Source organism: Actinomadura decatromicini (assembly GCF_008121305.1).
Taxonomy (GTDB): Bacteria; Actinomycetota; Actinomycetes; order Streptosporangiales; family Streptosporangiaceae; genus Spirillospora; species Spirillospora syzygii.
Map to the genome: position 1 here is coordinate 1,554,985 of NZ_VSRQ01000001.1, position 12,183 is coordinate 1,567,167.

7 protein-coding genes and 1 pseudogene are annotated in these 12,183 nt (G+C 74.3%); all 8 read right to left on the minus strand.

Going from position 1 to position 12,183, the window contains the following annotated elements; all coding sequences use genetic code 11:
• Window positions 1–551 precede the first annotated feature (551 nt).
• Window positions 552–3,659: pseudogene (locus tag FXF68_RS43680) on the minus strand (alpha-(1->3)-arabinofuranosyltransferase domain-containing protein); the annotation flags it as partial.
• A 16-nt stretch (window positions 3,660–3,675) separates the two neighbouring features.
• On the minus strand, window positions 3,676–4,875 hold the full coding sequence (locus FXF68_RS06465; RefSeq protein WP_148757930.1) for a glycosyltransferase family 4 protein: 1,200 nt from the start codon (window positions 4,873–4,875) through the stop codon (window positions 3,676–3,678).
• A complete protein-coding gene (locus FXF68_RS06470; protein WP_148757931.1) occupies window positions 4,872–5,678 on the minus strand; it encodes a glycosyltransferase in 807 nt (268 codons plus the stop codon). Before FXF68_RS06470 ends, FXF68_RS06465 begins: the two co-directional genes overlap by 4 nt.
• Window positions 5,679–5,691: 13 nt before the next feature.
• The gene (locus tag FXF68_RS44400) at window positions 5,692–5,823 is read right to left on the minus strand and encodes a hypothetical protein (RefSeq protein WP_255220389.1); all 132 of its coding nucleotides are present in this window, start codon (window positions 5,821–5,823) and stop codon (window positions 5,692–5,694) included.
• Entirely contained in the window at window positions 5,823–7,514 is a 1,692-nt protein-coding gene (locus FXF68_RS06475) for an MmpA family trehalose lipid delivery protein (protein ID WP_148757932.1), read from the minus strand. Before FXF68_RS06475 ends, FXF68_RS44400 begins: the two co-directional genes overlap by 1 nt.
• 40 nt (window positions 7,515–7,554) lie before the next feature.
• On the minus strand, window positions 7,555–9,729 hold the full coding sequence (locus FXF68_RS06480) for an acyl-CoA dehydrogenase family protein (protein WP_148757933.1): 2,175 nt from the start codon (window positions 9,727–9,729) through the stop codon (window positions 7,555–7,557).
• Between the two features lie 72 nt (window positions 9,730–9,801).
• Window positions 9,802–11,235, minus strand: coding sequence for a hypothetical protein (locus tag FXF68_RS06485; RefSeq protein ID WP_148757934.1), 1,434 nt, complete (start codon window positions 11,233–11,235; stop codon window positions 9,802–9,804).
• A 75-nt stretch (window positions 11,236–11,310) separates the two neighbouring features.
• Window positions 11,311–12,177 (minus strand): EI24 domain-containing protein, encoded by an 867-nt coding sequence (locus FXF68_RS06490; RefSeq protein WP_148757935.1) that lies wholly within the window; start codon window positions 12,175–12,177, stop codon window positions 11,311–11,313.
• Between the last annotated feature and the right edge of the window lie 6 nt (window positions 12,178–12,183).

Consider the following 12,183-nt stretch of genomic DNA (forward strand, 5'->3'; position numbering starts at 1 on the left):
ACCCTGCGAGACCCCGCCCCCCAATCAAGCACCTTGACCTGCCCAGACACCGCACCCAACCCGCCCCGCGCTGCGGACACGCCCGACGACGCGCTGGGCGCACCAGACGCGCCCCGCGTGACAGAGGCGCTCGGCCCGCCAGGGGCCGCAGGCGTGGCGGACATGCCCGGCGTGACAGGCACGCCAGAGGCGCCTGACCCGGCAGGCGTGGTGGAGGCGTCCGGCCCGGTGGGCGTGGTGGGCGTAGTTGGTTTTGGAGTGAGGGTGATGGTGTTGAGGCGGTAGGGGTCTAGGGGGGTGGCGGTCAGGTGGTTTTGGGCCGGGGTGACGGGTGCTTGTTTGCAGGCGGTGAATTTGAGGGGGCGGCCGGTTAGTAGGTCGCCCTGGGTGCCGGTGGCTCTCGTTAGCAGAGGCGTGGTGCCGATGCGGAGATTTGGGCCTAGGCCGCATGGGAGGTGCAGCGGGGAGTTGCGCACGTCCGGTAGGGGGCGCACGCCTGGTATGTGTAGTTCGGTTACTTGGATCGGCTGTGGTTGTGCCTCCTTCAGGAAGGTGAGCGTTAGGCGGTCGGTGGTCATCGGGGCGAAGCTCAGCCTGCCAAAGGCGTCCGACAGTCCTTCGCGGGTCTCGCCGTCGTCGCCCTTGACCCGGATCCGGACCGGGCCCGATGCACCGGGCGGGCGGTCGACCGTGACCGTCGCCACGCGCTTCTGTCCCTTCCATCGCACGCTGTATCGGGGCTGGTCATCGCTATCCCCCGCGATCCAGGACGTCGCCGGGTCGCCGTCGAACGCGGACCGGGCCTGGGCCACGGGGTGCCGCGACAGCGTCGAGCTCGCCGCGACCGACGCCTGGCCCCGCACCGCCGTGTACCGCTCGACCAGCGCGGGATCGGTGAGGACGGCCGTCCCGGTGACGAGAGCCTTGCCGCCCACCGCCGACGTGAACGTGCGGTCGAACCCGGTGCCCTCCTCGTCCGTGGAGCCGAGTGAAGGCGAGCACACCCAGCGCAGGCTGCCCTTCATGCATTCGGGCACGGCCCCGCTCGTCCGGCTCAGCACAACGGTCGCGGGCCCCGTGACCTGGGCGGGCGCGGGCAGGACGTAAGTGCGGCTCGGCTTGATCCCGCCGACCGACACCTCCGCCACCGCCGCCCGCGCGAAGGCCGGGACGACCGGCTTCGCCGCGAGACGCGCGATCCGGAGCCGGAGCCAGCGGGTCGGGCCGTCCGGCGCGCGGAGCGGCTGGGCGTCCGCCGTGCGCCGGACGTCCTGCTCCACCGTCCCGCGCTCGGTCTCGACCGCGACGCGCGCGACGGCGGGTCCGAGCGCCGGGTCCTGGACGAACGCGGCGGCCACCCCCCGCACGTCGCGCGGACGGTCGAAGTCGACGCGCAGCCATTGCCCGACCGGGCCCGTCCAGCCGCCGGTCTTCCAGGCGGTGAACCGGTTCCCGTCGAACGCGGCGAACGGAACGGCGCCCGGCTCGCGGGCCTGCGGGATCGCGTCGTCCCCGCCCGCCGACGTGGACGCGGTGACGTCGCGGACGCCCCCGCCGTAGGCGACGTGGGTTGCGTAGCGGTCCCAGCCGTCGTCCAGGACGTCGGCGGCCTCGCCCCGATGCGCCGCCGTCAGCGTCTCCGACGTCTGGTGCAGCTCGCCGAAGTTGCGCCGCAGCACCCGGGGCGAGTCCGTCACGACCGGGGCGCCGCGCAGGTCGGGCGCGTCGTCGTCGAACAGGACGGGGCCGTCCGGCAGCGCGCCGTCGTCCGCCATCGCGAGCAGCGACTCCGGCCCCCCGTACACGCGGACAGGCTCAGTCGCGGAGGCGAGGCCCGCGACGTCGGCGGCGGCAGCGACCTCGTAGACCTCCAGCGCCGGGTACGGCTGGTCGACGGCCGACACCGCGTCGCCGTTGGCCTGGCCACCGGTCGGCGGGCCGAACGCGGCCACCCTGCGCAGGCCGGGCGAGTCGTCCAAGGCTTGGTGGACGCGGGCGGGCCACGCGCCGCGCAGCGTCTCGCGCCGCAGGTCGGTGCGCACCAGCACGTACCGGACGCCCATCCGGCCGAGGAACGCGCTCAGCCCCGGCGACCCCTGGCCGGAGCGGACCTGCCGGTCGATCGCGTCCAGCGCCCGCGTGTACCCGGGCGACCCGGCGGGGACGAGCTGCCGCACCCCCCACCGCGCGTCCAGCAGCGGTTGGACGATGTCGTCCATGGGACGTCCCCACAGGTACTCGCCGAACGGCGCGCCCGGCACGGCGAGCACGCCCTGCCGCCCGGCCCGCGCGTTGAGCCAGGACGCCGCGTCCCGCCAGTACCGGGGGACGTCCGTGAACTCGCCGGGCCCGGTGAGGCCGTGCGAGGCGGCGGTGAGGCCGATGCCGCCGAGCCCGACGGCCGCCGCGACCGGCAGGCTGACCAGCGACTTCCACTTCCAGGCGGGCGCCTTGGCGCCGGTGAGCAGGTGGGCGAGGCCGAGCGCGAGCGGCAGCCGGACGACCGCGTCGAACTTGTGCAGGTTGCGGAGCGGGGCGAGGGGGCCGTCCAGCAGGTCGCGGAGCTGCCCGGCGAACGGGCCCGGAACGTCGCTGAGGTGCCCCATGGACAGGACGGCCATCCCGGCGAGCAGCGTGACCAGGAGGAACGTCCGCTCGGGGAGGAGCCGTCCGAGCAGCCCGGCGAGGCCGAGCGCGGCGACCGCGCCCGTGCAGAGGATCGGGAGCGGGCCGAGCGAGAGGCCGTGCCCGACCGGCCACCAGACCTGGCCGTCCACGACGAGGTAGTTGACCCAGCGTTCAGCGCCGCGCAGCACGTTGACCAGGCCGGTCGGCCCGGTCGTCGTGTCGGCCTTCTCGGTGTAGGTGAGCCAGGAGAACCCGTACTTGCCGGTCAGCAGCAGCGGGACGAGCCACCACGCCACGGCCGCGCCGGCCGCCGCCGACCACCAGGCGAGCAGCCGCAGCCGGAACGTCCCGCGCGTCAGCACGTAGACCACCGGGACGATCAGCACCGCCACGGTCGCGGTCGCGTTGATCCCGCCGCAGCAGGCGATCGCGAGCCCGGACCGCGCCGCCGCCCGGACCCGTCCGCCCTCCCCCGACGCGGCGGTGACCAGCGGCAGGACGATCCACGGCAGCATCGCGACCGGCAGGTACTCCGACGAGATCTGGCCGAGCGTGGCGAGCGCGTTGGGCGCGAGCGCGTAGGCCATTCCGGCGAACGGGCGCGTCCCCGGGCCGCCGACGCCGAGCCGTCCGGCGAGCCGCCACGCGCCGGTGAACGCCAGGCACATCAGCAGCGCGAGCCAGAACCGCTGGGTGATCCACGCGGGCATCCCGGCGACGTCGCCGAGCGCGAAGAACGGACCCATCGGGAACAGGTAGCCGACGGCCTGGTTCTGGAGCTGGCCGAACTGCTCGGGGTCCCACAGCCGCACCGCGCGGCCGAGGAACCCGACCGGGTCCACCGCCATGTCGATCTTGGTGTCGGCGAGGATCGCGCCGGGCCGGGTGCCGAACGCGAGCGCCGTCAGCGCCAGGCAGCAGGCGAGCGCGCGGAGCCGTTCGCGCAGCCGCTCGTACGCCCGCTCCGCCGTGTGCCGCAGAGGCCGCGGCGGCGCGCTGGCGCGAGGCGGGTCCGCCTCTCCCACCGCCATCGAGCCGCCTCCCCCGTCAGTCCGCGTGCGGGTCACCGTACCCGCGACCGCGCGAGTCGCGGACAGGGCGGTCCCGAGCGTCGCGGACGGCGGCGGCGACCAGGTCGCGGACGCCGGCGGCCGTCCGCGCCCAGTCGAACCCGCCCGCCCAGTCCCGGCAGGCCGCGGCGACCTCCGCGCGGCGGACGGGGTCGGACAGCTCCTTCAACGCCCGGTCGGCCACGTCCGCCTGGTCGTCGCCGTCGCGGACGAGCCAGCCGGTGACGCCGTCGCGGATCGCGTCGCGCAGGCCGTCCACGTCGGGCGCGACGGTCGGGACGCCGAGCGCCGCCGCCTCGACCACGCTGAGCCCCCACCCCTCGCCCTGCGACGTGCTGAGATGCAGGTCGGCGCGGGCGACGAGGGCCGCCTTGACGTCCTCGGGCACGTGCCCGTGCAGGACCACGACGCCGTCCAGGCCGCGCGCGGCGATCCCGGCCTTGAGCGCGGGCGTCTCGGGGCCGTCCCCGACGATGTGCAGTTTCAGCCCTGGACGGGCCACCGCGAGCCGCTCCGCCAGGTCGAGGAGCAGGTGCGGCCGCTTGTGCGGGACGAGCCGGTTCACGCACACCAGGTCGGGATTCCCGGCGGGCCCCGGCGGGGTCGTCCCGGCGGGGTCGGTGACGTTCGTCCCGTTCGGGACGACGTGCGCGGGCCCTTTCCAGCCCAGCCTTTCCCGCACCGCGCGCAGCGTGGACGGCGACACGACCACATAGGCGTGGCGCCGGTACGTCCAGTTGCTCACCGGCCCTTCAAGCCGCCGTCCGAGCCACGACAGCCAGCCGGGGAAATACAGCCCGAATTGGTTCTCGTGCACATGGTGAATGACGCAGAACACCGGCACCCGGCGGGGCAGTACCCATGGCGTGAAGAAGGGGATGCCGTTCTGGCAGTCGATGACCGCGTCGAACGGTTCGGCGCGCCGCAGGCGGCGGGCCAGCATCCACAAAAGGACGAGCGGATACACGGTGAACGTCCCGCCGAGACGAACGAATTCGACGCCCTCGACGCGCCCGCCACGCTTCTGCCCCGGCGCGCGGCACGTCACGTAGTGGACGCGGGCCCCTTCGGCGGCGTACCGCCGGGCCAACTCCCAGGCGTAACGCTCCGCGCCGCCCGCCGCCGGGTGCCACGGGTCCCGCCAGTTGACGACCGCGAGTCGCGGGCCGCCGCTCATCCCGGCTTGACGCCCGGCGCGGACGGAATGCCGGGCTGCGGGACGGCCACCGCCCCCACCGGCGTGGCGAGCGCGGGCCGGAATCCGGCGCGCGCCCGGATGCGGGCCAGGTCGACGAGGCATTGCAGAGAATGGCGCCGGACGGAGAACGTCGAACCGGGACGGTCGCGCCACACCACCGGAATGTCCGTCACGGACGCGCCCCGCCGAACGCAGTGCGCGAGCAGTTCGACGTCGAACGAGAAACCGGCAGTGCGCAGATCCGCCGCGACGGAACGTGCCAATGCCCCGTCGAAGAACTTGAACCCGCACTGGGTATCGGAGACGCCGCCCACGAGATCGCGGACGATCCGGTTGAACGTGATGGCGCCGAGCCGCCGCACCGGCAGCGCGTAACCCTCAACGACCGACCGACCGTGGCGCCTTGACCCCACCACGACCGGGCGGCCCTCGCGCAGCAGGACGATGGCTTCGTCCAACGCCGCGAGGTCTGTTGCCATGTCCGCATCCATGAAACCCACGAACGGGGCGTCTGTCGAGAGGAGCCCCTCGCGGACCGCCGCGCCCTTCCCGCGCCGCTCGCAACGCAACAGCCGAACCGGAACCGGGCCCCGGAAGGACCGGACGATGCGCGCCGTCCCGTCAGTGCTGGCGTTGTCGACGACGATGACCTCCGCGCGCAGCGGGAGCCCGGCGAGCTTGCCGCACAGCAGGCCGAGCCCGTCCGGAAGCCGGTCGGCCTCGTTGTACGCGGGAACGACGATCTCCAGAAGCACCGCGCCGCCGTCACACCGGGTCGCCATCGGGGCCTACACGTCAGCGGGAGCCGTAGTTGTACAGCGGCTTGATGACGGGGTCCTTCTGGGAGGCGTTCGCGAGTTGCACCGCGGTGAACGATGCTCCGGCGGCCAGCAGAACGCCGACCAGCGCGGCGATGGCGATGCGCATCAGGGGGTCCTTCGACTGCGGGGTTTGATACTGCCGAGTAACGGAAGGCTCAGAGTAGCCCTTGGGGTCCCGATTGACCAGGCGACGGCCAGACCGGTGACGACCCACGCGGCCACCGCCGGCGCGACCGGGACACCGTCCCCGGGCGGCGCGGCGGACCCGTCGATCCGGTAGACGACGAGGTCACGTCCGCGCAGCACTTCGCGCACGTCCCCGGCCGGACGGTGCGCGGCGGTCTCGGCGTCCACCACGACGTACCGCACGCCCGCGTCGCGCAGCGCGGCGGCCGAGGTCGTGGCGGGCGGGGCTGTGGCGGGCGCCAGCCGGACGGCCTTCGGGTCCTCGGGCGCGACGGTCGTGCCGCCGACGGTGACGGCGTCGTTCACGACGACCCGGCGGTGCAGGTAGCGGGGCAGCGGGTCGAGGACGCGGCGGCCGTGGTTCCACGGGTAGCTCCGGTACGCCGCCCACGGCAGGACCAGCACGTCGCCCTTCGCCGGGTCGCCGTCGACGATCCGGCGGGCCCGCGCCCAGTCGTCCGGATACCGGACGGCCCGCAGGTCGCCGGCCGCGCCCCAGGCCAGCGTCGGCAGCAGGAACACCGGGACGGCGACCGCCGCGAGCGCGACGCCGGGCAGCCGCGCGTCGGCGGCGCGGTCGGCGGCCGCCCCGAGCCCGGCCGCGACGACGACGGCGAGCGGCGCGACGAACTGCTGGCCGTCGCGCACCACGGCGAACCCCGGCCACAGGCCGACGAGCCCTTCGAGGACGGGCGCCGCCACCGCGCCGAGCGCCGCCACCGCGAACCCGACCCCGGCCGCGACCGCCGCGCCCCGCCGCCAGGCGGGCTCGCGGCACCACGTCCGGTACGCGGCGAACGCGCCGATGACGACGACCAGCCAGAGGGACGCGATCACCGGCGTCCCGTACCCGGACGGGACGGTCTCGCCGTTCCACGCTCCGCCGAGGGCGAGGAGGCTGCCGAGCGTCCCGAACGGGGTGTCGGCGCGGGCCGCGAACAGGTCGACGGCGGTGTCGTCCGAGGGCAGGCCGCCGGGCCGCAGCAGTCCCGGCACCAGCCAGGGCAGGCTCAGCACGGCCACGGCGCCGACCACCTTCGCCGCGCCGCGTCCCCGCACGGTCACGAGCGCGACGACCAGCGCGGTCAGCCCGGAGACGGCGAGCGCCGCGAACCCGCCGATCGCGGCCGGGATCAGGGCGCGGACCAGGCGGCGCCCGCCGCCGCGCTCGTCCGCCCGCGCGGCGGCGGCCACCGCCCAGGGCAGGGCCGCGTAGCCGAGGAGCAGCGCCCACTGGCCGAGCAGCAGCCGCTCGGCGACGAACGGGTTCCAGGCGTAGCAGACCCCGGCGGCGAGGCGCGGCGCCATCCGCTCGGACGGCACCAGCGACGCCGCCGCCGTGCAGGCCATCACGAAGATCGCCAGGAGGACGAGCTTCTGCACCGCGTCGGCCGGGATCACGGTGGCGAGCGCGGTCACGACGGCGTCGCTCGGCACGTGACGCGGGACGATCCCGGTGAGCCCGAACGTCAGCCGCGTGAACGCCGGATCGGGCACGAACACCATGTCGTAGGACAGCACGAACCCGGGCGCGAGCCCCGGCCCCAGCGCCGCGAGCCCGAGCCCGAGCCCGGTCAGCGCGGCCACCAGATGCCGCGTCCGCTCCTTCATTCGCGCCCGCTCATGTGCGCCCCGCTCATGTGCGCGGACGCTACCCGACCTGTCCCTTTGCGGGGGACGCCCCCGGCTGTCGCACCGGTTCCGGGTCGCGGGGCAGGCCGAGGATGCGTTCGCCGATCACGTTCAGGTTGACCTCGGTGGTGCCGCCGCCGATCGTCATCGCGCGGGACGCGAGCAGGTAGCGGGTCCAGCGGGCGCGCAGGCCGTCCTTCCATCCGCCGGTCAGGGCGCCGTCCGCGCCGAGCAGGGTGAAGCCGAACTCGGTGACGCGCTGGCCGTGCTCCATCGCCACCAGTTTCCGGACGTTCGCCGTCGCGCCCGGATCCGTCCCGGAGAGCTGCTTGAGGGTGGCGCGGAGGCCGAGGAGGGCGAAGGCGTGCTCGTCGCAGAGGAGGTCGCCGAGCCCGTCGCGGACGACCGGGTCTCCGTCCACGCCCAGCTCTTCGGCGAGGGCGAGCAGTTTGGGCACGTCCCCGCCGAGCTGGAAGGTGCTGGTCAGGCCGACGCGCTCGTTGGCGAGCGTGTTGCGCGCGACGCGCCATCCCGCGTTGACGGGCCCGACGACCAGATCGTCCGGCACGAACACGCCGTCGAGGAACACCTCGTTGAAGATCGCGTCGCCCGTGCATTCGCGCAGCGGCCGGATCTCGATGCCCGGCGATTTCATGTCGACGAGGAAATAGGTGATGCCGTCGTGCTTCGGACGGTCCGAATCGGTTCGCGCGATGCAGATTCCCCATTGCGCGTCGCGGGCCAGGGACGTCCAGATCTTCTGACCGGTGATCGTCCAGCCGCCCTCGGCGCGCTCGGCGCGCGTCCGGAGCGAGGCGAGGTCGGAGCCCGCGCCCGGCTCGGAGAAGAGCTGGCACCACACGATCTCCCCGCGCAGCGTCGGCGGGAGGAAGCGTTCCCGCTGCTCGGGCGTCCCGTGCTGGACGAGCGACGGGACGACCCACGACCCGATCATCAGCGGCACCGGACGCACCCCGGCCGCCGCCAGCTCCCGCTGGACGACGACCTGCTCCAGCGGCCCGGCGTCGCGTCCCCACGGTTTCGGGAGGTGCGGCGTCACCCAGCCGCCGTCCGCCATCGCGGCGCGCTGCTCGGCCGGTTCCAGCGCGGCGAGGTCGGCGACGCGGGCGCGGATCTCCTCCTGGAGCGGCCCCGCGTCGTCGGGAAGCTCGACGTCCATGGGACGGCGGACGCCCGCGACCGCGAGCGCGGCGACGTCCGCCCTGTGCTCGCTCGCCCGTCCGAGGAGGGCGCGCAGCGTCAACGCCCTCCGGTAGAGCAGGTGGGCGTCGTGCTCGTAGGTGTAGCCGATTCCGCCATGGATCTGGATGTTGCCCTCAGCGCACTGGACGGCGGCGTCGGCGGCCAGCACGGCGGCGACGGCGGATGCGTACGAGCGTTGTTCGCGTGTTTCGTCCAGGGCGCGGGCGGCGTCCCAGACGGCGGCCCTGGCGCGTTCGACGGCGATGAGCATCCGCGCGCACTTGTGCTTGACGCCCTGGAACTGCCCGATCGGACGGCCGAACTGCTCGCGCAGTTTCGCGTAGGCGACGGCGTCGTCCAATGCGCGTCCGGCGACGCCGCACGCCTCGGCACCGAGGACGACGACCGCCAGCGTCCGCGCGCCGGGCACGTCGAGGACACGCTCGTCCGGCACGGTCACGCCGTCGACCGTGACCGAGCCGACCGGGCGCGTGACGTCCAGCGATTCCAACTCCCCCACGGTGACGTCCGCGCGGTTGACGGCGACCCAGCGCCCACCGGCACGCAGCAGGAAAAGGTCGGCGAAAGGCGCGCCGAGCACGGGCTGAACCGTCCCCGAAACAGTGGAACCGTCCATTACCAGAGTGCCCGACAAGCCGACCGCCGCCGTGTGGGAACCGTCCGCCAGACCCGGGAACAGGGACAGCGCCCCGCAGGCGTCCAGCATCGCGGACGCGAGGACGGTCGGCGTGTACGGCCCGGGAACCAGGGCGCGCCCCAGCTCCTCCAGCGCGACCGCCTGTTCGAGCAGGCCGAAGCCCTGCCCGCCCGCGTCCTCGGGAAGGTGCAGGCCGGGCAGGCCCTGCTCGGCGAGCGCGGGCCAGCAGCCGGGATCGGCGTCCCGGACGGTCCGCGCCGTGACGGCCCGCTCGGCGAGCCCCCGCACGGACGCCGCGAGCGCCTCGTGCTCCCCTGTCAGCCCGATCGCCATGGCCCCACCTCTCCTCGACGTGGGGCCAGCCTATTAGAACGCGATTCGGCTCGGCGGGTCGGCGGCGCCGCGCTACGACACGAGCTTCAACCGGCCGAAGAACTCGTTGACGTCCGGGTACTGCTTCTTGTGCGTGTTCGGCATGGACGCGAACGCGACGGCGGGCGTCTTCCGGCCGGTGTCGATCACGGCGGTCGCGACGATCTCGCCGGTCGCCCGCACCCCGGTGCGCCGGTAGCTGAGGTAGGAGGCGACCAGCCAGCCGCGGCGGCCGTCCACGACCATGGCCTGCGACGCGAGCGGCGCGGACTTGTGCGGGAACGCGTAGTACTGCGCCTCGAACGCCTGCGCCGCCAGGCCCGTGATGTTCTTCACGGTGTCGGGGCCGTGGTAGGAGCTGAGCAGGCTCGGCGGAAGCGTCCCGGTGAGCAGCTGGCCGTACCAGAACTGGGCGCCGTGCCGCTCCGTCACGAGGATCTGCTGCCCGGACCAGCCCGTCGTGCCCAGCTTGTTCTGCTTCGTCGGCACCTGCCACGGCGCGGCGAGCCGCGGGTACGACAGGCCGGAGCGGACGTCGGCGACCCGGCCGAGCATCCGGCTCGGCCGCCCGGCGAACCGCGCGAGCCGCTTGTCCGGCGGCATGTCGACCTGCGGCGTCTCCGACCGCTGGGCAGACGCCGTCCGGCCGGCGGTGCCGCCCGTCGTCTTGGCGGGCTCGTCGTCGCCGCCCTTCAGGAAGTACACGGCCCCGGCCGCGGCGAGCGCGGCGACCAGCAGCCCGACGCCGCCGATCAGGATGAGCCTGGAACGGCCGCCGCCCTCGTCGAAGACGTCCCGCTCCGGGCGTTCCGGACGCTCCCGGCGCTCCCGCCGCTCGCGGCGCTTCTCCGGCTTGCCGTCGCCGCCCAGCTTGGCGTCGGCGGCGGCCTCGTCGGCCATCCAGTCGGGCATCTGCCAGTTGCCGCTGCTCGGCTTGCCGGGCTTCGCGGGCAGCCCGGCGCCGGTCGGGACGGCGGGCACGTAGTTGTCGTCGCCGCCCTGGTCGGCGGAGTTCTCGTCGAACAGCGAGTCGTCCCACTGGGGCGGTTCGTCCTCCCGGACGGGGGCGACCTTCACGTCGTCCTCCGCGCCGGGCTCCTCCGACGGCCCCTGGCTCCACTCCTCGGACGGCTCCGGCCGCCACTCGGCGTCCTTCCACTCCTCGGGCGGAGCGTCGGTCCGCCATGAATCGGCCGGGGACCTCTCCCAGTCGTCGTCATCGTCGCCGAGCCGCGCGGCGGGCCGGTCCTCGACCTTGCCCCACACGTCGTGCGGCGCCGCGCCCGGCTCGGCCCCGGCGACCGGGGCCTCGGCGGGCGGCGACGGGGCGGGCAGGACGGCCTCGGGGTCCGGGAACGTCATCCGCGGGCCGGTCGCGGTGGCGTCCGCCGCCTCGCGGGACTCGTCCCGCGGCTCGCCGTCGTTCATCTCGGTCCAGCGCACGCCGCGCTCCCCCTGATCGGACATGCGGCACACGTTACGCGAAGATCAGCCGTCCGGTTCCGGTCACCAATCACGCTCAGGACACATCTTCCCATCGACTCAGCGGCTCCCCGGCGACCCGATGGCACCCGCTGTGACCTGCGGCTCTTCGGCGAGCCTCGCTCTGGCCAGCAGCGTCGCGCCCGCCACCGCGCCCGGCATGGCGAGCACCGCGCCGAGCGGGATGAGGAAGACCACGACGGTCGCCGCCCCGAACCCGAGGACCAGCGGACGGTTCCGCCGCAGCAGCGCGAACCGCTCCCTGCGCCGGATCCCGCGCCGCTCCAGCGCGACCGACGTCAGCTCCCCCGCCAGGAAGTATCCGGACACCAGCCCGGCGACCACCGGCACCACCGTCTGCCCCACCAGCGGCAGGAACCCGCACGCGAAGAACACGACGGCGAAGCACAGCGCGACGACGCCGAGGATCACCGTGTCCTTGATCGCCCGGCCGATCTGGACGAGCAGCGGCACGTCCGGCTCCGGCGGCGCGCCGCCCTCCGACTCCTCGACCCGGACGGCGATCGCCTCGTAGAACGGGTCGCCGACGAGCAGCGTCACCGCCGTGAACGTGATGACGGCGAGGAACAGCGCCGAGCCGAAGATCGCGATCCCGGCGACGACCCGCGCGGACGTGCGCGCCGCGTCGGACCAGCCGTCCGCGAAGCCGGTCGTCCACCCGGCGAGGTCGTCGATCTCGAACCCGAGGAAGACCAGCGCCGCCGCGTACACGACGAGGACGATCAACGCCGGGATCAGCCCGAACAGCCACTGCGCGGGATGCCGGGCGGTCCAGCCGAGCCCGCGCAGCAGGAAGCCGACGCCGGTGAAGAAGTCTCTGAACGCGGACGGCCTCGGCTCTGGCGGAGGCGCCGCGAACGGGTTCGGAGGGACGGGCGGCTGCTGCGGGAGGTGCGGCTGGCTCACGCGCCC